The sequence below is a fragment of the Streptomyces sp. NPDC031132 genome (genome assembly GCF_055570595.1).
In genome coordinates, this window is record NZ_JBVIGX010000016.1 from 77,187 (window position 1) to 99,000 (window position 21,814).

General features: G+C 73.8%; 21 protein-coding genes. 10 read left to right on the forward strand and 11 right to left on the reverse strand.

Going from position 1 to position 21,814, the window contains the following annotated elements; translation table 11 throughout:
- Positions 1–42 precede the first annotated feature (42 nt).
- The 3 genes from ACZ49B_RS23660 to ACZ49B_RS23670 all read right to left on the reverse strand — a co-directional run bounded on the left by ACZ49B_RS23660 (position 43) and on the right by ACZ49B_RS23670 (position 6,630).
- Entirely contained in the window at positions 43–2,973 is a 2,931-nt protein-coding gene (locus ACZ49B_RS23660) for a helix-turn-helix transcriptional regulator (protein WP_468309151.1), read from the reverse strand.
- A gap of 130 nt (positions 2,974–3,103) precedes the next feature.
- A complete protein-coding gene (locus ACZ49B_RS23665; protein ID WP_468309153.1) occupies positions 3,104–3,334 on the reverse strand; it encodes a hypothetical protein in 231 nt (76 codons plus the stop codon).
- A 41-nt stretch (positions 3,335–3,375) separates the two neighbouring features.
- The gene (locus tag ACZ49B_RS23670; protein ID WP_468309155.1) at positions 3,376–6,630 is read right to left on the reverse strand and encodes a type 2 lanthipeptide synthetase LanM family protein; all 3,255 of its coding nucleotides are present in this window, start codon (positions 6,628–6,630) and stop codon (positions 3,376–3,378) included.
- 322 nt (positions 6,631–6,952) lie between these two features.
- Here ACZ49B_RS23670 and ACZ49B_RS23675 point away from each other — a divergent pair, with 322 nt between their 5' ends.
- The 4 genes from ACZ49B_RS23675 to ACZ49B_RS23690 all read left to right on the forward strand — a co-directional run bounded on the left by ACZ49B_RS23675 (position 6,953) and on the right by ACZ49B_RS23690 (position 9,792).
- Complete coding sequence (locus tag ACZ49B_RS23675) at positions 6,953–7,588, forward strand: helix-turn-helix transcriptional regulator (RefSeq protein ID WP_468309158.1); 636 nt, start codon at positions 6,953–6,955, stop codon at positions 7,586–7,588.
- Entirely contained in the window at positions 7,585–8,010 is a 426-nt protein-coding gene (locus ACZ49B_RS23680; protein ID WP_468309161.1) for a helix-turn-helix transcriptional regulator, read from the forward strand. The genes ACZ49B_RS23675 and ACZ49B_RS23680 overlap by 4 nt, the downstream gene beginning before the upstream one ends.
- An 89-nt stretch (positions 8,011–8,099) precedes the next feature.
- Positions 8,100–9,029, forward strand: coding sequence for a hypothetical protein (locus ACZ49B_RS23685; RefSeq protein ID WP_468309164.1), 930 nt, complete (start codon positions 8,100–8,102; stop codon positions 9,027–9,029).
- Positions 9,030–9,048: 19 nt separating this feature from the next.
- On the forward strand, positions 9,049–9,792 hold the full coding sequence (locus tag ACZ49B_RS23690; RefSeq protein ID WP_468309165.1) for a hypothetical protein: 744 nt from the start codon (positions 9,049–9,051) through the stop codon (positions 9,790–9,792).
- Between the two features lie 45 nt (positions 9,793–9,837).
- Here the strand turns inward: ACZ49B_RS23690 and msrB are convergent, their stop codons facing one another.
- The 4 genes from msrB to ACZ49B_RS23710 all read right to left on the reverse strand — a co-directional run bounded on the left by msrB (position 9,838) and on the right by ACZ49B_RS23710 (position 13,158).
- Positions 9,838–10,245, reverse strand: coding sequence for a peptide-methionine (R)-S-oxide reductase MsrB (gene msrB / locus ACZ49B_RS23695; protein ID WP_468309168.1), 408 nt, complete (start codon positions 10,243–10,245; stop codon positions 9,838–9,840).
- Between the two features lie 23 nt (positions 10,246–10,268).
- On the reverse strand, positions 10,269–11,666 hold the full coding sequence (gene murC, locus ACZ49B_RS23700) for a UDP-N-acetylmuramate--L-alanine ligase (RefSeq protein WP_468309170.1): 1,398 nt from the start codon (positions 11,664–11,666) through the stop codon (positions 10,269–10,271).
- Between the two features lie 81 nt (positions 11,667–11,747).
- Complete coding sequence (locus ACZ49B_RS23705; RefSeq protein WP_468309172.1) at positions 11,748–12,215, reverse strand: indole-3-glycerol phosphate synthase; 468 nt, start codon at positions 12,213–12,215, stop codon at positions 11,748–11,750.
- 148 nt (positions 12,216–12,363) lie between these two features.
- Positions 12,364–13,158, reverse strand: a complete 795-nt coding sequence (locus ACZ49B_RS23710) for a pyrimidine reductase family protein (RefSeq protein ID WP_468309174.1) — start codon at positions 13,156–13,158, stop codon at positions 12,364–12,366.
- 84 nt (positions 13,159–13,242) lie between these two features.
- On the opposite strand from ACZ49B_RS23710, the gene zapE reads away from it, so the two are divergent.
- The 5 genes from zapE to ACZ49B_RS23735 all read left to right on the forward strand — a co-directional run bounded on the left by zapE (position 13,243) and on the right by ACZ49B_RS23735 (position 18,531).
- On the forward strand, positions 13,243–14,307 hold the full coding sequence (zapE, locus tag ACZ49B_RS23715) for a cell division protein ZapE (RefSeq protein ID WP_468309266.1): 1,065 nt from the start codon (positions 13,243–13,245) through the stop codon (positions 14,305–14,307).
- Between the two features lie 70 nt (positions 14,308–14,377).
- A complete protein-coding gene (locus ACZ49B_RS23720) occupies positions 14,378–14,803 on the forward strand; it encodes an OsmC family protein (protein ID WP_390351083.1) in 426 nt (141 codons plus the stop codon).
- Positions 14,804–15,121: 318 nt separating this feature from the next.
- Positions 15,122–16,474, forward strand: coding sequence for an alkaline phosphatase PhoX (locus tag ACZ49B_RS23725; protein ID WP_468309178.1), 1,353 nt, complete (start codon positions 15,122–15,124; stop codon positions 16,472–16,474).
- 222 nt (positions 16,475–16,696) lie between these two features.
- Positions 16,697–17,527, forward strand: a complete 831-nt coding sequence (locus ACZ49B_RS23730; RefSeq protein ID WP_468309269.1) for a PPK2 family polyphosphate kinase — start codon at positions 16,697–16,699, stop codon at positions 17,525–17,527.
- Positions 17,528–17,610: 83 nt separating this feature from the next.
- On the forward strand, positions 17,611–18,531 hold the full coding sequence (locus tag ACZ49B_RS23735; protein WP_468309180.1) for a polysaccharide deacetylase family protein: 921 nt from the start codon (positions 17,611–17,613) through the stop codon (positions 18,529–18,531).
- 13 nt (positions 18,532–18,544) lie between these two features.
- Here the strand turns inward: ACZ49B_RS23735 and ACZ49B_RS23740 are convergent, their stop codons facing one another.
- The 4 genes from ACZ49B_RS23740 to ACZ49B_RS23755 are packed head-to-tail and all read right to left on the reverse strand — an operon-like array spanning position 18,545 to position 20,896.
- The gene (locus tag ACZ49B_RS23740; protein WP_468309183.1) at positions 18,545–18,745 is read right to left on the reverse strand and encodes a hypothetical protein; all 201 of its coding nucleotides are present in this window, start codon (positions 18,743–18,745) and stop codon (positions 18,545–18,547) included.
- Positions 18,746–18,759: 14 nt separating this feature from the next.
- Positions 18,760–19,413 carry an ABC transporter gene (locus ACZ49B_RS23745; protein ID WP_468309185.1) on the reverse strand — a complete coding sequence of 218 codons (654 nt, stop codon included), beginning with the start codon at positions 19,411–19,413 and terminating at the stop codon, positions 18,760–18,762.
- A complete protein-coding gene (locus ACZ49B_RS23750; RefSeq protein WP_468309271.1) occupies positions 19,410–20,225 on the reverse strand; it encodes an ATP-binding cassette domain-containing protein in 816 nt (271 codons plus the stop codon). Before ACZ49B_RS23750 ends, ACZ49B_RS23745 begins: the two co-directional genes overlap by 4 nt.
- A complete protein-coding gene (locus tag ACZ49B_RS23755) occupies positions 20,222–20,896 on the reverse strand; it encodes an AIM24 family protein (RefSeq protein WP_468309187.1) in 675 nt (224 codons plus the stop codon). The genes ACZ49B_RS23750 and ACZ49B_RS23755 overlap by 4 nt, the downstream gene beginning before the upstream one ends.
- A 71-nt stretch (positions 20,897–20,967) precedes the next feature.
- On the opposite strand from ACZ49B_RS23755, the gene ACZ49B_RS23760 reads away from it, so the two are divergent.
- The gene (locus tag ACZ49B_RS23760) at positions 20,968–21,735 is read left to right on the forward strand and encodes an aminoacyl-tRNA hydrolase (RefSeq protein WP_468309189.1); all 768 of its coding nucleotides are present in this window, start codon (positions 20,968–20,970) and stop codon (positions 21,733–21,735) included.
- Positions 21,736–21,814: the final 79 nt, after the last annotated feature.

Genomic DNA, 21,814 nt, shown 5'->3' on the forward strand with positions numbered 1-21,814 from the left:
CGCCGGCCGCCCCCGCGTCGTCCCGGCGCGGGGGCCGGGGCGTCAGGGCGCCGAGGAGGCCAGGGACGCGGAGAGTTCGCAGAGGGCGGCGCGGTTGGTGCGGCCCGTCTTGGTGCCGAGGGCGGCGATGTGCTTCTCGACCGTGCGCGGGGAGATGTAGAGGCGGTCGGCGATGTCCTTGTTGCCCAGGCGCTCCGCGAGGAGCCGGAAGACCTCGTACTCGCGGACCGTGACGCCCTGGGAGCGCAGGACGTCCGGGATCGTGCTCGAACCCGTGCGGCGCTGCTGGACCGGGGCGCCCATCCGGCGCAGGGCCGCGCGGCAGGCGCCCGCGACCGCGGTCACGCCGCCCTGGTGGAAGTGCTCCTCGACGCGGCGCAGCCAGGCCACCGGCTCGCCCCAGCCGTCCTCGTACGCCGCTTCGGCGATCAGCCGCAGGCCCAGGTGGAGTGCGGTGGCGTACGGGGCTGCGGCGCGCAGGGCCTCGGCCGCGGCGGCCGCGGCCTCCTCGGGGCGGCGTTCGCGGCCCAGCAGGACGGCGCCGGCGAAGAGGACGAACTGCCGGTTCCAGCGCATCCGCCCGGGCGCGGTGGCGGCGATCTCCTCGTACGCGGCCCGGTCGGCGTCCCCCGACAGCACGTCCAGGAGCAGGCCGATGCCGTACCGGCCACTGAGGTAGTACGTGCTGGGGTTGGTGTCCTCGAGGTCGGCGACGGCGCGCAGTTCGCGGACGGCGCCGGGCCGGTCCTCCTCCGTCAGCGCGCAGAAGGCCCGGGCGAGGCCGCGGGTCAGCGGTTCTTCCTGCGAGCCGGCCCCGTCGCAGTCGGCGAAGGCGGCGAGGGCGCTCTCCATCGCGGGCCGGTCGCCCCGGTGGGCCGCCATCGCCGCCCGGGCCATCAGGACGTAGCGGGTGGCCGGGGCCAGCCGCAGGCGCTGTACGACGGCCAGGCACTCCTCGGCGGACTGCTGCGCGGCGGTGAACTCGGCGCGCAGGACGGCGTCGAGGATCATGATGCCGTCGATGGTGTAGACGATGGTGGCCGAGCCGAGGCGCTGGGCCTCGCTGCGGGCCGCCAGCAGGGGGGCCGTGGCGCCCTCGGTGAGCCAGTAGTTGCCGCCGATCCGGGTGAGCGCGTACATGCGCTGGAGCGGGAGCTGGTGCTGTTCGGCGGTCTGCAGGGCCGATTCCAGCAGGGCGGTGGCCTCGTCGAAGTCCCGTTCGCGGGCGAGGGTGGCGAGGAGTTCCAGGGACTGGCAGGCGACGGTCGCCAGGCCGTGGCGCTGCGCCGCCTCGAGTGCGGAGTGGGCGAGTTTCTCGGCCAGTTGGGTGCGGTCCGGGCCGGGGGTGTCGAGTGCGAGGTACGCGGCGGTGACGTCGATCGAGGCGGTGCAGCGTTCGTCGGGCCGGGCTCCCAGGAGGGCTCTGGCCTGCGATATCTGTCTGTTGCCGTCCTCCCAGCGGCCTGCGGTGTGGGCCACCTTGGCGAGCCGGGTGTGCAGTGCGGCGAGCCGGGAGGCGCTCAGGCCGCTGCCCCCGAGGGTGTGCAGGTTCTCCGCGAAACCGAAGGCCCGGGCGAAGTCCCCGGCTTCGGCGAGTGCGGGGAGCAGGGCCTCCAGGGCGTCGGTGCGCCCGGCGGGGTCCTGGCTGGCGGCGAGCAGCCGTTCGGCGCGGCTGAGCAGGGTGATCGCGGAGCCGATCGCGCCGGCGGCGAGGGCGCGCAGGCCGGCGTCGGTGAACAGGCGGCCGGCCTCGGCCTCGTCGCCCGCCTGGGAGCGCAGCTCGGCGACGAGGGGGCACCAGTCGCCCTCGAGGTCCGGGTAGAGCGCCTGCACCGCGTCCGCGGCACGGCCCGACATCGTCGCCCGGTTGCCCGGGGTGAGCTGGGTGAGTAGGGCCTCGGCCGTGAGCGAGTGGCGGAACGCGTACCAGTCCGGGGCGGGTTCGTCGGGGACGACGAGCTGGGCCGCGACGCCGGCGTGCAGGTGGCTGAGCAGTCCGCGGTCGTCGATGCCGGTCATCCGCTGGAGCACGGTCAGCGGGAAGCGGCGGCCGATCACGGCGGCCGCGGACAGCAGGGTCAGCCCCTGCGGGCCGAGCCGGTCGATGCGGCGCAGGATCCCGCGCGCCAGGGCGGTGGACACGTCGCTGCGCAGGTCGCCGACCACGCGCCAGCCGTCCTCGAAGCGGACGAGCGCACCGCTGCCGATCATGCCCTGGAGGAGTTCCTCGACGAGGAAGGGGCTGCCCGCGCTGTCGTCCCAGAGCCGGTCCAGGGCCGCCTGCGGCACCAGCTCGGGTTCGGTGTCCAGCTGGGCGGCGATGACCGCGCGCACCTCGGGGCGAGTGAGCGGGGCGAGTTCCAGTACGGTCCCCACGCCGCGCCGGCGGGCCGAGTCGGCCATGTCGAGCGCGTCGCAGGGCTCCGTACGGATCGTGGCCAGGAGCACCACGTTGGTGTACTCCAGGTTGTCCACCAGGTACTCGACGACCGCGAGCGTCTCGGGGTCGGCGTCGTGCAGGTCCTCCAGGAGGAGGAGCTGTCCGTGCTCCTTGCCGGTGGCGATGAGCAGCCGCAGCACGGCCTCGCCGAGGATGACCATGGAGCTGTTGTCCTGGGCGTCGCTGCTCCAGTCCGGGATGATCCTGCCGAGCGCGGGCCGGTAGGGGCCCAGCGGCAGGTCGTCCAAGGAGGTGCCGTCGAGCGGGCCGCTGCGGAAGAGCGACATCAGCGCTTCGGTGAGTGGCCGGAAAGGGACGGTGGGGCCGGTGGTGCTGCTCCGGCCCCTCAGGGCCCGCACGCCCATGCCGAAGGCCATGCCCACGGCTTCGGCGGCGAGCCGGGACTTTCCGATTCCGGCTTCGCCGACCAGGAAGACGACGCCGCCGCGCCCTTCGCCCGCGTCGGTCAGTGCCTGCTTGATCTCGCGCAGTTGCGAGTCACGACCGACGATGTACCGCGAACGGGAACGCATGTCCGCAATCTAGTTCATGTGAACGGCTCATTGTGCGACGAAAGTTGGCCGTTCCGAACAAGGGCGGCGTGGAGATCCGGGAAAGATCCGGAGAAGATCGGACACGGACCACCAGGTGACGGGAGACGGGCTACCAGGTGACGTTCGGGGCCGAGACGCTGGTGTCGATCGAGCTCAGGGTGATCACGATGCCGCTGGTGAGCACCACACCGGCCAGCGCACGGGCCCGGGCGCACGCCTTGTTCCGACCCGACAGGGTGATCCCGCCGGCCGGGTCCTCGATCCGCGCCTCGGCCGCGGTGTCGGCGGCGGCCTCGTCGGCGGCGGTGACGGACTGGGCGTTGACCTGGGGCTTCTGCATGGTGGTGAGTACCTTTCTCGTTGCCTGACGGGGAGTGGTGCTCAGTGCTGACGTGCTGCGGTGCAGAGCTGCCGATCGGGTTCGAGCAGCAGGACGGACGGAACGGCCTCCGGGAAGCCCAGCCTGAGCAGGGCGTATCCGATCCCGGAGAGCCCGGTGAGGAAACCGGGCGAAGGCACGTGGTCGGGGGTGCCGCAGCGGTGGCCGTGGTCCTCGAGCCGGCCGAGGACCTCCCCGGCGCGGTGGCCGAGTGCGGCCCGGGCCCCCTCGTGGCCCTGCCCGGCGAGGACGCCGAGCAGTTCCAGGGAGCCGAGGGCGCCGTGGTGCAGGCTGAGGTCGGAGGATGCGAAGGGCGCGCCCGACAGGGCGGCGCACCGGTCGAGTTCTGCGACGGGCACGTCGGCGCCGAGTGCGTCGCGGCCGAGTGCGTCGCGGCCGAGCACGTCCGCGGCGGCCAGCGCGGTGCCCGCGAGGCCGGTGTGCCAGCCGAGGTCCGTGGGGCGGCGCAGGGCTTCGTCCAGCGCCGGGCGCAGCAGCGCGGCACCGGCACGGGAGTACGCGGCGTCCGGCTGCCCCGCCTCCTGCGCGGCGGCGGCGTGGCGCAGCAGGGCCCAGCCGATTCCGGCGTCGCCGTGGGCGAAGCCGGGAACCACCGGGCGCTGTTCGGCGAGCCGCTTCTCGGCCCGGACCAGCAGCCGGTCGGCGAGCCGCCGGGCCACCGCCCCCGCCTCGGCCCCGTACGTACGCTGCGCGGCGACCGCGGCGGCCAGGGCTCCGGCGAGGCCGTCGGCCAGATCGGCGGACCCTTCGGCGCCCTCCTCGGCGTCGGCCTCGGCGGCGCGTTCCAGGGCGGCGAGGGCGTCGGGCAGGCAGTCGCCCAGGCCCTCACCCAGCAGCGGGGCCAGCCGGGCCACGGTGTAGACGATGCCGCCGAGTCCGTGCAGGGCGCCGGGACCCACCGCGGCGCCGAGCCCGGGGTTCGCGGCCAGCGTCGCCAGCAGCGCGGGCAGTGGCCGTACGGCCTGCCGGGCCAGCGCGGTGTACCGCTCGGCGCCGGTCAGGGCGCCGAGCTGGGCCAGGAACAGCGCCACCCCGCAGTAGCCCTGGGCGAGCCCGCCGCCCATCGGCAGCACGGCCCAGTGCTCGCCGGCCACCTGCTCCAGGCCGAGCCAGTTGACCCGGCCGCCGCCGTGCACCGCCCGGGCCGCGATCTCGTCCGCGATGCCGCAGGCCGCGGCCAGCAGCCGGGAGGGCTCGGGTACGACGGCCGGCGCGGCGGGGCCGGCGAGGGTCGAACGGGGGCCGCCGACGCTGAGGTTGGCCCCGGTGACGGCGAGCGTCGCCGAGATGATCCACTCCTGGTCGTGGCGGTCCACCTCCCCCATGGCGGCGATCTTGTCGCGGGCGGAGCGCAGGCTCGGGGCCGGCAGCACCCCGTCGAGGCGGGTGCCCCGGGAGGCGCGCAGCGCGGTGTCGGCGGGGTGGTGGAAGAAGAGCGGCACGTCCCCGGACCACAGGTCGGCGATCTCGTCCTCGATCAGCCGCTGGCGGGCCGGGTCGTGCTCGGACTCCGCCCAGAGCACGGCGAGCACCGCGTCGCGGGTCAGGGCGTCGCGCAGCACGTCGGGGTGCGTGGACTCGTCCAGCAGCGTCGTGTAGAGGCGGGTCGAGCGGGCGATCAGGCGCCCGGGGCTGGTGGCCCAGCTGGCCAGCAGACCGCCGTCGAGGCCCTCCCCGCCGTCGGCGTCTGCATCTGCGCCGCCCAGGAGTTCGGCCCGGTGTTCGGCGATCGCGTCGTACCCCGCCCGGAACCCCTCGAGCAGCGCCGCCCGGTGGTCGGCGTGGCCGGCCGCCCGGCCCTGCGGCGCCGGCCGGTTCTGCCCGGCCGCGCTGGCCACCGGGCCGCGCAACAGCCGCATCCGGTCCGTCCCGGCGGCCTCCCAGCGCAGTCCGTCGCTGGGGTACGAGCCGCCGTCGCCGCCGCCCAGCGCCGAGATGTCCATGGCGCCGTTCTCGCCGATCAACAGGCTCGGCAGCAGGCAGGTGCGGTACACCGAGGAGGCCAGGGCGTCCGCCGCCGGGTCGGAACCGCAGGTCACGGCCGCGGGCAGCCCGGAGTGGAGCAGGGTCTCGGCGTCCACCAGCACCGGCTGGTCACCGCAGGCGATGACGTTCTCGTAGTGCATGTCCACGCCGTCGACCGCGTAGAGGAGAGCGAGCAGCGCGCCCTGGCGCCGGTAGAACCGGTCCAGTTCGGTGGGCGTGGCGCACCAGCCGTGCTTGATGAACTCCAGCCACCCGTACCCGTCGCCGCGCACCGAGCGCGGGGTCCTCAGGCCCAGGCCCGGCACCTTGCCGTTGGTCCAGTCCACCGCCCGGTCCAGCAGGACGTGCTGGTCCAGCGGCCGGGGCTTGTAGACGACGGTCGCCCCGTCGGCGAAGCCCAGCAGGGCCACGGACCGGTTGCCCTGGTGGACGTCGCCCCGGCCGAGGTCCACCCGTACCAGGGCGCCCGGGTCGCAGCCGTGCAGCAGCCCGTCGACGATCGCCGCCCGGTCGGCGGTGAAACGGTCCAGCAGTTCCACCGTGGCCGCGGCGGCCAGGACGCAGGTCTGGCCCAGCATCCGCGCCAGCACCGGGTGGCGGGTGAAGAGTTCGGCGAGGCCCTGCCGGGTGCCGAGCCGGGCCAGGAAGGCCGCGAACCGCTCCCGCGGGGTCTCCCCCGCCAGCAGGCCCTCCGTACGGGCCCGGTGGAGTTCCCGGACCAGGGTGCGGGCCGCCTGCCGGATCAGCCGGTCGCCGAGCCGCTCCTCGAACGCGGCCCGCACGGCGCCGAGTTCACCCCCGGCGAGGTCGATGCCTGCGGCCGCCTCCGCCCAGGCCGCCTCGATCAGGGGGCGCAGCGCGGGCAGGAACACCGCGGCGCCGTCCGCGTCCTGCGCCGCGGGGACCGGCCGGCCGGCCCGTGCGGGGGCCGCGGCCACCGTCTGCTCGATGTACCGGGCCCACTGCGGCTTGGCCGTACGGGCGGCCAGCCGGCCGGGAGCCTCCGCCGCGAGGGCGTACGCCACGTCCTCGCCGGCTCCCAGGCTCGCCAGCCGGGCCGCGAAGCCCTCCGGGTCCCCCAGGGCCCACAGGGGCGGGGAAGCCGGTCGGCCGTGCGGGGCGTCGGCCGGTGCGGGTACCGGGGCACCCGGGGCGGCGAGCCGCTCCCGCAGGTTCAGGGCCCGTGCCCACCAGGAGGGGGCCAGGCCGCCGACCTGGGTTTCTTCGGCGGTGGTGGCGGTGTCAGTCACAGGAGAAAACTCGCAGAGCGCGGCGCCGCGCACATGGGGGCCGATCCCCCATATTCCGCGGACCCGCCCCCATGGACCCTGCGGGCCTGCCGTACGGGGTCGTGCGGCGGCCGTCGGGCGGGGCGGCGGCGCACCGGTTCCGGCAGGTCGCGGGCGGCCTCGAGGGCTGCCTGCGCAGCATCCGTACCTGCGGAAGGGCAGGTTCGCGAAATGTGGGGGCCGGGGCCCGATGCCCCGCCCGGCCGGTGCCCCGCAGCCTGTGTCCAGTGCCCCTTCCGCCCGTCCGGCTACCCCGGCCGGCGGATGATCATCGGAGGACCTGGTGGGAGTACCCGTCCCTGTCGACGTCGTCGCATTCGACCCCGTGCTGGAAGCCGGAACCAAGAGCACCCTGTTCGCCTGCCCGGAGGTGTGCCTGACGGCGCCGGGCGGCGCACCGCGGGTCGTGGTCATGACCGTGGACCAGGTCGGCCGGCCGGAGCTCGACGTCCTGCGCACCGTCCGCGACGCCCCGGCCCGCCCCGATGTGGTGCTGGTGGCGGGCGAGTTGGCGCCCGACGGCGCCCTGCACGCCATAGCGGCCGGCGCACGCGGGCTGCTGCGCCGCCGCGAGGCGGACGTCCATCGGCTCTCGCGCGCCGTACTGGCCGCCTCCCGCGGCGACTGCACGCTGCCGCCGGACCTGCTGGACCGGCTGCTGGAGCGCTCCGGCGCGGGCGGCCGGGCGGGCAGCGGGTCCGACGGGAGTACGGACCCGTGGGCGGCTGCGGGCCTGAGCGACCGGGAGCGCAGCGTGCTGCGCCTGGTCGCCGACGGCCACGAGACGAACGAGATAGCCAAGCAGCTGTGCTACTCGCCGCGCACCGTGACGAGCGTCGTCCACGACATCACCCAGCGGTTCCGGCTGCGCAACCGCGCGCACGCGGTCGCCTACGCCCTCCGGGTGGGCCTGCTGTGAGCGCCGTAGCCGAACTCACGCGCCAGAGCGCGCCCGTACGCGTCCCGGCGGCGCCGGACCGGCTGAGCCTGCTGCGCCAGGCCGGGGACGGCCGGATGCCGTACCCGGCCCTGGTCCGCCTGCTCGGCGCGGCCACGACCGCCGGCACCGCCATCGGCATCGCCACCGGAGCCGCCGGAGCCGCCACCGCGACCGCACCGGGGCCCCGGTCCGCGGCCCCGCCGGACACCCCCCGGCTCACGGCCCGCCAGACCGCGGTGCTGACACTGATGGCGGAGGGCCACGGCAACGCGGTGATCGCCCGCACCCTGTCCTGCTCGGAGCACACCATCAAGAACGTGATCTACGAGCTGATGTCGCGCCTCCAGGCCCGCAACCGCGCCCACGCCGTGGCCTGTGCCGTACGGCACAGCCTCATCTGAGGTGTTGGCCGGAAATGCGCCCTTGCCCATCGTGGTGCGGTGTACGGTCAGCGCTCAAGTAGGCCTGTCGAGACGGGGGTTGGGGTGACATGAGCAACGAAGTTCGCCGTCGGAGCGCGGACGTCCGCCGCAGGGTGGAGCAGATCGCGCTCGGCCTGCTGGCCACGTCGGGTGTGGTGGTCCTGCTGGCGGACCTCTTCGGCTGGCTCGACGCACTCGCCCCCGGAGGCGCGCTCCCCAAGGTCACGCTGCTCATCCTGAGCACGGTCACGGTGTTCCTGTTGCTGGAACTCGACCGCCTGAAACGGCTCGACGAGGTGCAGGACGACGTCAAGGCCCTGGACACCAGCGTCCGGACCAAGATCGACACCCTGCACGACAACGTCGAGGCGCACCTGTCCAAGCTGGACGTCGACGCCATCGCCCAGCGCCTCAAGCGGCAGCACTACGGCGGCGTGGTCGGGGTGCACAGCCGCTTCCCCGAAGACGTGTTCACCGGGTTCCTCGAACGGGCCGGGGAGGAACTGGTGATCCTGCAGACCTGGATCCCCAACCTGCACCATCTCAGGGCCGCCCTGCGCAAGGCGCTCGTCGATCAGCAGATCAGCGTACGCATCCTGCTGCTGCACCCCTCGTCGCCGGTGGCGGGGCTGCGCGACGAGGCGCTCCGAGCCGTGCGGGATCCCGCGCTCGCGGTCAACGTGAGGGCCAGCGTCGAATCCTGCCTCGCCGGACTCGCCCAGCTGAACGGGGACGTTCCCGCCGAGAGCCGGGCGCGCCTCCAGGTGCGGCTCTACAACTCCCTGCCCTCCATCGCCGTGTTCAAGGTCGACCAGCATTTCCTGGTCAGCTCGTTCCTGCACGGCCAACTCGCCATCGACTCCACCCAGATCGAGATCGACGGCGGCGACACCGTCATGGGCGAGGAGGTCCAGCAGGAGCTGCGCACGCTGTGGAGCATCGGCAAGGACGTGGATCTCCTCGACTGGCGCACGTCGGTGGCAAGCATCAGCCTGTGATCCACGGAAAGGTACGGCCATGCACGATCTGCACGCTCTGGACGCGTTCGAGGATTCCCTGATCGCCGAGTTCACGGCGCATCCGGTCCTCGCGAACGCCGCCGGGCTCCCGGAAGAGGACTTCGCAGCGCTCCTGCTCCAGCGGCGCTTCGTCTCGCTCGCCTTCACCCCCTCCTACGACCTCGCGATCGACCTGCTGCGCGACGAGGAGGGGCTGCGGATCGCGCGGGTCATCCTGCGCGAGGAGTATCCGGACGGCCACGGCCTCACGCCCTCGCACCGGGAGGACATGACGCAGGACATGAGCCGGCTGGGGATCTCCCGCTCCGCCCTGGCGGCCTCGCGGCCCACGGCCGAGACGCAGCAGGTCGTCCAGGACACCCTGGAGCTGATCGCCGACGCGGGCGGCCACGCGAATGCCGACCTGCGGCTGCTGACGATCCTGCGGTTCTGGGGCGAAGTGCTGGTCTCCGTCGAGTACGGGCAGCTGTGGGAGCGGATGGCCCCCCAGCTCACCGACGACGGCAGGAACCGCTCACGCTTCTACCACCCGCACCACGTCCACGACGCGAAGACGCACTCCCTGGCGACGGTGTCCCTGCTGTCCGGCTCCCACTCCGACCGCCTGGCCACGCGGGTGACCGAACTCCTCGCCCAGGAGGAGTCGACCGACTGCTTCCGGGAACTGGAGGAGCACGCCCTGCGCCTCAAGACGGCCTTCTACGACCAGTTCCTCCCCGCCGTGGACCGCGTCGCGGTCTGAACCCCGGGAAGCCGGGGACGCCAGGCGGGGAGGAGCCGAGCGGCATCAGCCCCCGTCGGGCGCCAGCCGCAGCGAGATGGAGTTGATGCAGTAGCGCTGGTCGGTGGGCGTGGGGTAGCCCTCGCCCTCGAAGACGTGGCCCAGGTGGGAGCCGCACTTCGCGCAGAGCACCTCGGTGCGGACCATCCCGTGCGAGACGTCCGCCTTCAGCTCGACGGCGTCGGAGTCCTTCGGGTCGAAGAAGGACGGCCAGCCGCAGTGCGACTCGAACTTCTCGGTGGAGCGGAAGAGCTCGTTGCCGCAGGCGCGGCAGGAGTAGACGCCGGCCGTCTTCGTGTCGGTGTACTCACCGCGGAACGCCGGCTCGGTGCCGGCCAGGCGCAGCACCTGGTACTCGGACGGCGTCAGCTCCGCCTGCCACTGCTCGTCCGTCTTCTCGACCTCGTACGACATGACTTTCCCGCTCCCTCGTCCGCTCAGTCCGTCAGCCGGGCGAGGATCGCCGGACCGAGGTCCGTGACGTCGCCCGCGCCCATGGTGAGAACGAGATCACCGGGCTTGGCCATTCCCGCGATGACGTCGGCGACGGCGGCCTTGTCGTGCTCGGCGGTGACGTCGGCGCCCGCGGCACGGGCCGCCGCGATGATGATCTCGCTGGTGATGCCGGGGATCGGGTCCTCGCGGGCCGGGTAGATGTCCAGGACCACCGAAGAGTCGGCGAGGGAGAGGGCCTGGCCCATCTCCTTGCCCAGCTCCTGGGTGCGGGAGAAGAGGTGCGGCTGGAAGACGACCAGGATCCGGGAGTCCCCGGCGGCGCCCCGGATGGCCTCCAGGTCGGCCGTCATCTCGGTCGGGTGGTGCGCGTAGGAGTCGATGACCTGCACGCCCGCGGCCTCGCCCTTGAGCTGGAGGCGGCGCTTGACGCCGGTGTACTTGCCGAGGGCGGAGGCCAGGTTGTGCGCCGGGATGCCGAGGGCGACACCGGCGGCGAGGGCCGCGACGGCGTTGTGCGCGTAGTGGCGGCCGGGCACGGAGACGGTGAAGGTGAGCATCCGGCCGCCGATGACCACGGTGACCTCGCTGGTCAGACCACGCGGGGTGATCTTCGTGATCCGGACGTCGGCGTCCGCCTCCTCGCCGTACGTGACGACGTTCAGGCCCTCGGTTCCGCGGACCCGGCGTGCGATCTCGGCGGCGCCCGCCTGGCCGTGGGCGACGACCAGGGTGCCGCCGGGCACGATCTTGCCGACGAAGGTCTCGAAGGACTCGTAGATCTCGTCCATCGACGCGTAGTTCGCGTGGTGGTCGAGCTCCGCGTTGAGGATGATCGCGACCTGCGGGGTGTACTTGTGGAAGCTGCGGTCGCTCTCGTCCGCCTCGGCCACGAAGACGTCGCCCTCACCGTGGTGGGCGTTGGAGCCGGGGGCGTCCAGGTCCCCGCCGATGGCGTACGAGGGGTCCAGGCCCAGGGCCGACAGGGACACCGCCAGCATCGACGTGGTGGTGGTCTTGCCGTGGGTACCGGCGACCGCGATCGGCCGCAGGCCGTCCATCAGGCCGGCCAGGGCGTCGGAGCGGTGCACGACGGGGATGCCGAGCTCGGCGGCGCGGGCCAGCTCCGGGTTGTCGGCGCGGATGGCGCTGGAGACGACGACGCAGGTGGCGTCGTCGGCGAGGTGGCCGGCCGCGTGGCCGACGTGGACCGTGGCGCCGTGGGCGCGCAGTGCCTGGGCCGTCTCGGAGTCCTTGGCGTCGCTGCCGGCGACCTGCGCGCCGCGCTGGGCGAGGATCTTCGCGATGCCGGACATCCCGGCGCCGCCGATGCCGATGAAGTGCGGGCGTTCCATGGCGTTCGGCAGGCCGGGCGGCGTCATACGGGATCTCCCCAGAGTGCGGGTCGGTGCGTCGGGGGTCTCGGCGGTGCGGGCCGCCCGGCGCGTGTGTCGGACGCCAGCCTATTCGTTGTGGGCGAAGAGCTTGAGCACCGGAACCCCGACCTTGTGGCGCGCGCGGGAGGCCCAGTCCCGGTGGAAGAACTCCTCGACGAAGTGCGGGGCGGTCAGGACGATCACCTCGTCGGCGTTCGACTCCTCCACGACGGCCTTCAGCTTGTCGAGCGGGTGGTCCTCGATGATCTGCCCGCTGGCCTTGGCGCCCTTCTTGCGCAGGGCCTCCAGGGAGATCACGAGGGCCTGCTCGGCCGGGCCCCGGGCGGCGTGTCCCTCGGGCACGTCGCCCTCGCGGAGCGCCTCGGGCAGCTCGCCGAGCGCCACGTCGTCGATGGCGCGCAGCAGCCGGTCCTGGTCGCCCCGGGGCTGCATGAGGACGAGGAAGGAGACCGGGTCGTCCCCGTGCAGGCTGGTGACGAAGTCCACGTCGAAGCCGGTCAGCGGCTGCTCGATCATCAAAACGCTCGTGAACACGGACGCCCTCTCCTTCATGGGCCGAGGCCGGTCGGCCGGCCCCTGCGGAAACCATCCTGCCCCGCTCTCGCACGGGGCCTTGCGGGGATATGTCTGCCCAGGTATGTGCCCACCGGAAGCTAAGCGGAACAAGAAATTCCGCCCCTTCTCAGATCCGACGGTAGCTCGTGAAGAGGAACCCGGCCTCCTCCAGTACGGAGGCGGGCGCCAGCCGGTGCGGCACGGCGACGGAGGGCCCTCCGGAGATCCTCTGGGCGCCGCCCGCCGCCAGCATCGGCGAGATCGTCAGGCACAGCTCGTCCAGCGCGTCGGCGGCCACGAACTGCCCCAGCAGCCGGGGCCCGCCCTCGGTGAGCTGGCGGCGCAGCCCCCGGTCCGCGAGCTCCCGCACCACCCGGCCCGGATCCGCGCCGGCCCCGCTGCCGGCCACCACGACCTCGGCCCCGGCCTTGGCGGCCGCGGCCACCCGGTCGGCGGGCGCGGTCGCCCCGGTCACCAGGAGGGTGGGCACCAGGGGGGAGGTGAAGAGGGGGAGCGAGAAGTCCAGGTCGAGGCTGGCCGTGACCACCGCGATGGCCGGCGCGGGACCCTGTCCGGCGGCCGCGCGCCGGGCCGCGAAGGCCTCCCGGGCCCGGGCCGGGCGGTAGCCCTCCTGGCGAACCGTTTCGGCGCCGACGACCACCACATCGGCCAGGGCCCGCAGGGTGCCGAAGATCCGCATGTCGGTCTCGCCGGAGATCGGCTGCGAGCGCCCGTCGTGCTGGGCCGCGCCGTCCAGGGTGGAGACCATGTTGGCCCGCAGCCAGTGGCCCTCCGGGCCGAGCTCGGGGTACGCGTACGCATCCGCCAGCTCGTCCAGCGACCACTCGCGGTCCGCGGGGGCCCCGGGGGCTGGTGGCTGATCGGCCGGTGTCTGATCGGTCACAGGGAACAGGCGTCGCATCGGTGCAGTGTGCCACGCCCCGTAGAGTTAAGAGCTGTGTCAACATCACTCTCCACCTCCGGATCCACCTACGGGCGACCCCCGATAGCCGGCCCGGCCGACGTCGGCCCGCAGGCCCTGTGCGCCCGCGAGCCCCGGGTGCCCGCCGAACGGCTGGTGGCCGAGATGGTGCCGCCGCCCCGCTTCGACTCGGTGCGCTTCGACACGTACAACCCGGACCCCGGTCAGCCGAGCCAGTCCGAGGCCGTCACCGTGCTCAGCGGCTTCGCCGCCGGGCTGGGCGGAGCCCACGCCAGCGGCGGCGGCAAGCGCCGCTGGTTCGCGAAGAAGGCCCCGGTGCCGACCGCCCCGCGCGGGGTCTACCTCGACGGCGGCTACGGCGTCGGCAAGACCCACCTGCTGGCCTCCCTCTGGCACGCCACCCCGGCCGAGCCCGCGCTGAAGGCCTTCGGCACCTTCGTGGAGCTGACGAACCTGGTCGGCGCGCTCGGCTTCCAGCAGACGGTCCAGACCCTGGGCGGCCACCGCCTCCTGTGCATCGACGAGTTCGAACTGGACGACCCGGGCGACACCGTCCTCGTCTCCTCGCTGCTCAGCCGCCTCGTCGAGCAGGGCGTGGCGCTCGCCGCCACCTCCAACACCCTGCCCGGCAAGCTCGGCGAGGGCCGGTTCGCCGCCGCGGACTTCCTGCGGGAGATCCAGGGGCTCTCCGCGCACTTCCGCCCGCTGCGCATCGACGGCCAGGACTACCGCCACCGCGGCCTGCCGGAGGCGCCGGCGCCGTTCTCGGACGAGCAGGTCACCAAGGCCGCGTACGCGACCGAGGGTGCGAGCCTGGACGACTTCCCGGGCCTCCTCGAACACCTGGCCCGGGTCCACCCCAGCCGGTACGGCGCCCTCACGGACGGCATATCGGCGGTCTGCCTGACCGACGTCGGCCCCGTCCCGGACCAGTCGACGGCGCTGCGCCTCGTGGTCCTGGCGGACCGGTTGTACGACCGCGAGATACCGGTCCTGGCATCCGGCGTCCCCTTCGACAAGCTCTTCAGTGAAGAAATGCTGAACGGCGGCTACCGCAAGAAGTACTTCCGGGCCATCTCGAGGCTCACTGCGCTGGCGCGCGACGCGAAACCCCTGGTGTCCCAGTAGGTTTGGAGGCGCCGGCCGTTCCCTATGGAGGACGGTCCGGCCGTTCTCCCATCCTCCGAAGGGATCCACCATGGCCACCACGCGTACCGCGCACACCGACTGGGAAGGCAACCTGCTCAAGGGCAGCGGTGTCGTCACCCTCGACTCCTCGGGTCAGGGTTCGTTCGACGTCTCCTGGCCCTCGCGCGCCGAGGCCGCGAACGGCAAGACCAGCCCGGAAGAGCTGATCGCCGCCGCGCACTCCAGCTGCTACTCGATGGCCCTCTCGCACGGCCTGGACGGTGCCGGCACCCCGCCCACCCGGGTGGAGACCAAGGCCGATGTGACGTTCCAGCCGGGTGAGGGCATCACCGGCATCCACCTGACGGTGCGCGCCGAGGTCCCGGGCCTGGACGCGGAGGGCTTCGCCGCGGCCGCGGAGGACGCGAAGAAGAACTGCCCGGTCAGCCAGGCCCTGACGGGCACGACGATCACCCTCAGCGCAGAGCTGATCTAGGCCGTCCCTTTCGGATCCTGCCGGTTGAGCCCGCGTCGTCCGGGGCCGTGCATCGCACGGCGGACAGGCTCCCGAGTACCGGACGTACTCGGGAGCCTCGACAACGCGGCGAGGTGCGGTGCCGGACGGCGCGGGTCTGGGGGCACCTCCCAGCGGTAGCTGGGGGAGCAAGATCCGGAACAGACGGCCTGGCGACTCCGCCCGGCGGGGCGCCCTTGCCGCTCCGCCGGGGCAGGGGCGCCGCTCGGCGCGTCCCGGTGCGGGGGGCGGGGGTGCGTGGTAACACGGCCCCGTCACCCCTCACCCCGGGAGCCGCCGATGTCCGTCACCCGCCGCACCCTGCTCGCCGCCGGCACCGGCGCCGGAATCGCCTTCACCGGAGCCCTCGGCGCCCTCTTCGCCGGGAGCTCCCGCGCCACCCCGCCCCGGCAGGGGTACGGGCCACTGGTCGCCGACCCCGGCAAGCTGCTCGACCTCCCCGCCGGGTTCCGCTACCGGGTGCTCTCCCGCGCCGGCGACCCCCTCCGCTCCGGCGAGGGCGTCGTACCGGCCAACTGCGACGGCATGGCCGCCTTCGACGCGGGCTCCGGCCGCGTCCGCCTCGTGCGCAACCACGAGAACCGCACCACCGCCGCCCTCCGCGTCCCGGCCGTCGGCGGCCTCACGTACGACCCCCACGCCCTCGGCGGCTGCACCCTCCTCGAGCTCGACCCGAGCGGCGGCGTCACCGCCGAGCGCGTCGCCCTCGCCGGCACCGCCGTCAACTGCGCGGGCGGCCGCACCCCCTGGAACACCTGGCTCAGCTGCGAAGAGACCGAGGACCGGGCCGGGACCTCCGGGTACACCAAGGACCACGGCTACGTCTTCGAGGTCGACCCCGGCGACCCGCACCGCTCCGGCGCCGTCCCGCTCACCGCGATGGGCCGCTTCGCGCACGAGGCCGTCGCCGTGGACCCGTACCGCGGGACCGTCTACGAGACCGAGGACGCCTTCATCGAGCCCTTCGGGCTCTTCTACCGCTTCCTGCCCGCGCAGCCCCTCCGCGGCCCGGGCTCCCTCCGCGCCGGCGGCGCTCTCGACGCCCTGCGCGTCCCGGGGCTGGCCGACCTCTCCGTCGTGGACGAGCCCGGCGCCGAGTTCCCGGTCGAGTGGGTCCCCGTGCCGGACCCCTCCGCGGCCGACACCCCGATCCGGTTCCAGGACTTCGGGCCGGGCGGGATCACCCACGCGCAGAAGCTGGAGGGCTGCTACTGGGGCGACGGCGGCGTCCACTTCGTCTCCAGCTACGCCCGCACCCTCGAGGGCGCGGCCGCCGACCACCACGGCCAGGTGTGGTTCCACGACCCGCGGCGGGCCACGATCCGCCTGGACGTGCTGTTCGGCCCGGCCGCCGACATCCAGCTGCCCGGGGACTCCCCCGACAACATCTGCCTGGCGCCGGACGGCGGCCTGATGGTGTGCGAGGACGGCGGCGGGGCGCAGTACGTCTTCGGCGTCACCCCGGCCGGCGAGGTCTACCCGATGGCCCGCAACGCCGACGACATCGGCCGGCCCGGCGCCCCGGAGTGGGGGGAGTTCGCCGGGGTCACCTTCTCCCCGGACGGGCGGACGATGTACGTCAACGCCTACACGCCGGGAACCACCTTCGCCGTGACGGGCCCCTGGCGCTGAGCCGGCCGTGCCCTCGCGACCCCGTCCGATGTGATGGAGGATCGGAGGGAATCGACCGGATCGGGGTGGGTGGCGGTGGCCCAGAAGACCAAGAAGAAGAAGGACGACGAGAAGGACCGGAAGAAGGACCGGCAAGAGAACAGGAAGGGCGGCAAGGCCCCGAAGCGGCTCGAGAAGGCCGCGCGCGCCGAGAAGGCCGCGCCGCCCGCCCCCGACGCCCCGCTGCGGCCGCTGCTCCGCGTCCCCGCCGGTGAGCGCATCGACCTCGGTGCCTTCGATCCCGCCGCGACCCCCGGCGGCCCCGCCGGCAAGGCCGCCGGCCTGGCCGCCACCGCGCAGCTGGCCGGGCCGCTCGCCTCCCTCCAGGAGCGGCTGTACGCGGCGAGCACCGCCGGCGACCGCCGCAGCCTCCTGCTCGTGCTCCAGGGCATGGACACCAGCGGCAAGGGCGGCACCGTCAAGCACGTGATCGGCTTCTTCAACCCCGCGGGCTGCCGTATCCGGGCCTTCAAGGCGCCCACCCCCGAGGAGCACGGCCACCCCTTCCTCTGGCGCATCAAGCAGGCGCTCCCCCTGCCGGGCGAGATCGGCATCTTCGACCGCTCGCACTACGAGGACGTCCTCGTCGCCCGCGTCCGCGAGCTGGTCTCGCGCAGCGAGCTGAACCACCGTTACGCCCAGATCAACCGGTTCGAGGAGTCCCTCGCGCAGGACGGCGTGACCGTGGTGAAGGTGCTCCTCCACATCAGCTACGAGGAGCAGCGCAAGCGGCTGCTGGCGCGGCTCGACAACCCCGACAAGCACTGGAAGTTCAGCCGGGCCGACATCGACGAGCGCGGACTGTGGCCCGAGTACCGGCACGCGTACGAGCTGGCCCTGGAGCGCTGCTCCAGCGACGCCGCACCGTGGTACGTCGTCCCCGCGGACCGCAAGTGGTACCGCAACTGGGCGGTGAGCACGCTGCTGCTCGAGCACCTGGAGGAGATCGGTCCGCGCTATCCCGCGGCCGGCTTCGACGTCGAAGCGTGCCGCGCCCAGCTGCTCGAAACCTGAGGAGACGTGGCGGGCGGGCGATTGACGGACCCGCCCCCGCGCCGCTGCGATCTGCTTGGCAGATGGTCATATATTTTGCCTGCGTGACCCTTTCTGTGCGCAATGTGGCGGTCGCGGCCGCCCTCAGTGCCGCTCTCTGCACGGCCCTCGCCGGCTGCGGAGGCGGCAGCGGCCCCTCCGGCCCCGGCGCCGGTTCCGGCGGCCAGGCCCGTATGGGCACCCCCGGGGCCTCCGCGCCGCCGGTCTCCCCCGCCTCGCCGCAGGCGGCCGGCTCCTCCCCGGCCGCCGCCCCGCCGCCCACCAAGGCCCCGACCCTGGCGCCCGGCCCGAACGGCCTGACACCGGTCTTCGAGCGGGCGAAGCAGCAGACCGACAAGACCGTCGCGCTGACCTTCGACGCCGACATGACCTCCGACCAGGGGCAGCGGGCCGCGGACGGGGAGCACTTCGACAACCCCCAGCTCATCGCGACCTTGCGGGGGCTCCGGGTGCCCTCGACGATCTTCATGACGGGCCGCTGGGCCGAGGAGTACCCGGACCAGGCCAAGTCGATCGGCACCGACCCGAACTTCGAGATCGCGAACCACTCGTACAGCCACCACGCCTTCACGTCGCCCTGCTACGGGCTCCCCGCGCTCGACACCGCCGCCGCGCGGGCCGATGTGGACCGGGCCTTCGCCGCCTTCCGCACGGCCGGCGCGGTCAACACCGTCCCGTACTTCCGCTTCCCGGGCGGCTGCTACGACGACCAGGCGCTGCGGGCCGTGTCCACGGCCAAGGTCACGGCCGTCCAGTGGGACGTGGTCAGCGGGGACGCCTTCGCCAAGGACCCCGCCGCGGTGGCCGAGCAGGTCCTCAGCGGGGTGAAGCCCGGCTCGGTGGTGGTCATGCACTGCACGCGCAGCGCCGCCCCGGTCACCGAGGAGGCCGTCCGGAAGATCGTCCCGGAGCTGCGCAAGCGCGGCTACCGCTTCGTCAAGGTCTCCGAGCTCATCGGGAAGTAGGCCGGGCCCGGCCTCAGCCGGAGCAGGCGGTGCGCTGCGCGTCCTGCCACTCGCACACCGGGCACAGCACCACGCCCGGGGTCGCGACCCCGTACTCGGTGGGCTTGCCGCACTCCAGGCAGTCGGCGTACGGCGGACCGGCCACCCGCCCGGCCGGCGCCGCCGGGGCGGGGCAGTACGACTCGGTTCCCGCCGGCGCGTCCACTTCGTCCATGTCTCCGAGCCTACTCAGCCCCGGCGCGCACTGACGACGCAGGCCAGCGCACCCGCCCCGCAGGCCAGCACCAGCGCCCCCGCGAAGGCCGCCAGCGGCAGCGTCACGACCTCCACCCGGGAACCCTCCACCAGCGCGGTCACCGCGCTGCGCGCCGGGGAGCCGGCCAGGCCCCAGGCCAGCAGGGAGCCCAGGCCGCCCGCCAGGACCGCGACCCCCGTCGACCGCAGCAGCGGCCGGCTGCACAACGCCCCCACGGCCGCGCCGGTCAGCGCGCACGCGAGGACCGCCAGTACCCCGGCCAGGGCGGCGTCTTCCGGTGCCACCTTGCGTCCCGGATTGCCGATCAGCAGCACCGCCACCGTGCCCACGGCCCCGGCGAGCAGCGCCCCGCCCAGCGCGACGAGCAGGGCCGCCGCGTGCACCCGTACGGGACCGGCCGCGGCGGCCGCGCAGTCGCGGGCGGCGTCGGGCTCGTTGGTCACGCAGACCCGGACCAGCCAGACCGTCACCGGCACCAGTCCGGCGGCCGCGAAGCCCAGCGAGTCCAGCAGGGGATCGCCCGGGCGGACCCCGGCGGCGAGGAACGCCGCGTACACGAGCAGCGGTGCGATCCAGCGCTGGGAGCGCAGCAGCAGCACGCTCTGGTAACGCAGCAGGCCGGTCACGGCAGTTCCTCCACGGCTCTGATGTGCCAGGGCGCGGGCGCGGTGAGCAGCTCGCGCAGCACGGCGTCGGACCGGGCGGCGGGCACCGTCAGCAGCAGGCCCCCGCCGGGCGCGGGCGCGGCGGCCAGGCCCGCGGGGGGCTCGGCGCCGGGCGGTCCGGCGACCTCGATCCGTACGTACGCCCCCGCATCGGCAGCCACCCGTACGGGAACCAGCGCGGCCCCCTCGACCCGGTGGTGCGCATCGGCCGCTCCGGCGAGCCGCGCCGGGTCGTGGTCGACGAAGACCACCGTGCCCCCGGCGGCGGTCCGCTCGGCGACGGCCCGGTCCAGCTCGGCGCGGGCGGGCACGTCCAGCCCGGTCCAGGCCTCGTCGAGGACGAGCAGCCCGGGCTCGGCGAGCAGCGCCTGCGCGACGGCCACCTTCTGGCTGCTGCCCTTGGAGAGTTCGGCCAGCGGGGTGTGCGCGTACCCGGCGGCCCCGAACCGCTCCAGCCACTCGGCGGCCCGGTCCGCCGCCTCGCCGCGTGCCAGCCCGTGCACCCGGCCCATGTGGGTCAGGTAGGCCGCCGCGGTGAGCGGCAGCGCCGCAGGGAAGCGCTCGGGCACGTATGCCGTACGGCTTGGCCGCCCGGTGATCCGCCCCTCGGACGGGGTGTCGATCCCGGCGACGATGCGCAGCAGGGTGGACTTGCCGCCGCCGTTGGGGCCTTCGATCCGGACGAGGGCGCCGGGCGGCAGGTCCAGGGCGACCCCGCGCAGCACCCAGGGCCGCCGCAGCCCGTAGCGGCGGCCCACACCGGTCAGCTTCAGTGCGCCGCCGCCGTCTCGGTCACCTCGCTGGGGCGGACGATGACGAAGCCCTCGCCGCGCAGCATCAGCTGGACGGCTTCGCCGGAGCCGCCGCGGATCATCGAGCCGACCGACTGGGAGCGGTGCAGGCCCGTCTCCAGCTGGGCGCTCCATCCGACCACCGCGTCGGTGTCCACGTACACGGGGTTCTGCGCCGTGACCGGGATGATGATCGGGTGGCCGTCGCAGATCACGGCGAGCTTGCCGGTGCCGGTGAAGAGGCTGTTGAAGAGGCCGCCGCCGGTCATGCCGGCGCCCTTCACCATCTTTATCTCGTACGAGAGCGTCGGGTCGAAGCAGAGCACGTTGCGGCCGTTGATGGTCAGCGAGTCGCCGGGCTCGAAGTCGATGATGAAGCAGTTCCCGGCCTGGTGCGCGAACCAGGCCTCGCCCTGCCCGCGTACGGACATCAGCGCGAGGCCCTCGCCGGTGACGGCGCGCTTGAGCATGCCGCCTATGCCCTGGCCCTTGCGCTCGAACTGGAGGTTCCCCCGGAAGGCGACCATCGAGCCCTGACGGGCCAGCATTTCACCGTTGACGGTGTACTTCACGGACTTGGCGTTCTGGAGGGTCATGCCCGGAGCCGCCGACGGCTGGGCCAGGTTCTCGGACGCAAAAAGATCGCTCTTCATGACCCCGATCCTCACCCGGCCCGGGACCCCGCGGCATCCTCCTCAAGTGGGAGGCTGGCATCCTTGGCGGGATGAGCAGCCAGCACCAGAACCACACTTCAGACGTACCTGCGGTCGGGGCGGACAGCCCGTTCCGTCAGGAGCACGTCGCCCGCGACGAGGCGCCTCAGTTCGTCCTGCCCCTGGTGGTACGGATCGAGAAGGCCGAGCCGCCCGCCCGGACGGACGCGCTGGAGACCGCGGCCCGGGCCGTGCTGGTCCTGCTGACGGACGAGCGGGCGCACGGCGAGGGCGAGTGGGCCGAGGCGGTCCGGGACTGGCAGGACGCCCGGATCCGGAAGGTGGTGCGGCGGGCGCGCGGGGCGGAGTGGCGCAAGGCCGGCACCCTGCCCGGCGTCACGGTGCACGGTGACATGGCGGAGGTTCGGGTCTTCCCGCCGGTGCCGTTGGACGGCTGGCCCAAGGAGCTCGCGAAGCTCCAGGTCTCGGGGACCGACCTGGACGACCCGGAGCCGGTCGCTCCGGCCCCCGCGGGGACTCCGGTGCTGTGGCTCAACCCGGACCTGGAGATGTCCGCCGGCAAGGCGATGGCCCAGGCCGGGCACGCGGCGCAGCTGGCGTGGTGGGAGCTGACCGGCGCGGAGCGCACCGCCTGGCAGGACTCCGGTTTCCGGCTGGCCGTACGGACGGCAGCGCGCGAGCGGTGGGCGGAGCTGAGCGCGAGCGGGCTGCCGGTGGTCCGGGATGCCGGTTTCACGGAGATCGCCCCCGGTTCGGCGACGGTGGTCGCGGACCATCCCGCCCTGCGGGCGCGGCTCGCCGGCGGAGTTCCGCGCTGACCGGGAACCTCAAATGTTGCTCTGAACGTCCCTCTGCGCGGTTGGCCTGACTCCGTCGGGGCGATGACATCGGCACACG

Excerpts from the sequence above, each read along its gene's own strand:
- ACZ49B_RS23660 (WP_468309151.1), bottom strand. The coding sequence starts at position 2,973 with ATGCGTTCCCGTTCGCGGTACATCGTCGGTCGTGACTCGCAACTGCGC.
- ACZ49B_RS23720 (WP_390351083.1), top strand. The coding sequence starts at position 14,378 with ATGGCCACCACGCGTACCGCGCACACCGACTGGGAAGGCAACCTGCTC.
- ACZ49B_RS23740 (WP_468309183.1), bottom strand. The coding sequence starts at position 18,745 with ATGGACGAAGTGGACGCGCCGGCGGGAACCGAGTCGTACTGCCCCGCC.
- ACZ49B_RS23665 (WP_468309153.1), bottom strand. The coding sequence starts at position 3,334 with ATGCAGAAGCCCCAGGTCAACGCCCAGTCCGTCACCGCCGCCGACGAG.
- ACZ49B_RS23710 (WP_468309174.1), bottom strand. The coding sequence starts at position 13,158 with ATGCGACGCCTGTTCCCTGTGACCGATCAGACACCGGCCGATCAGCCA.
- ACZ49B_RS23685 (WP_468309164.1), top strand. The coding sequence starts at position 8,100 with ATGAGCAACGAAGTTCGCCGTCGGAGCGCGGACGTCCGCCGCAGGGTG.
- ACZ49B_RS23755 (WP_468309187.1), bottom strand. The coding sequence starts at position 20,896 with ATGAAGAGCGATCTTTTTGCGTCCGAGAACCTGGCCCAGCCGTCGGCG.
- ACZ49B_RS23760 (WP_468309189.1), top strand. The coding sequence starts at position 20,968 with ATGAGCAGCCAGCACCAGAACCACACTTCAGACGTACCTGCGGTCGGG.
- ACZ49B_RS23725 (WP_468309178.1), top strand. The coding sequence starts at position 15,122 with ATGTCCGTCACCCGCCGCACCCTGCTCGCCGCCGGCACCGGCGCCGGA.
- ACZ49B_RS23690 (WP_468309165.1), top strand. The coding sequence starts at position 9,049 with ATGCACGATCTGCACGCTCTGGACGCGTTCGAGGATTCCCTGATCGCC.
- murC (WP_468309170.1), bottom strand. The coding sequence starts at position 11,666 with ATGACGCCGCCCGGCCTGCCGAACGCCATGGAACGCCCGCACTTCATC.
- msrB (WP_468309168.1), bottom strand. The coding sequence starts at position 10,245 with ATGTCGTACGAGGTCGAGAAGACGGACGAGCAGTGGCAGGCGGAGCTG.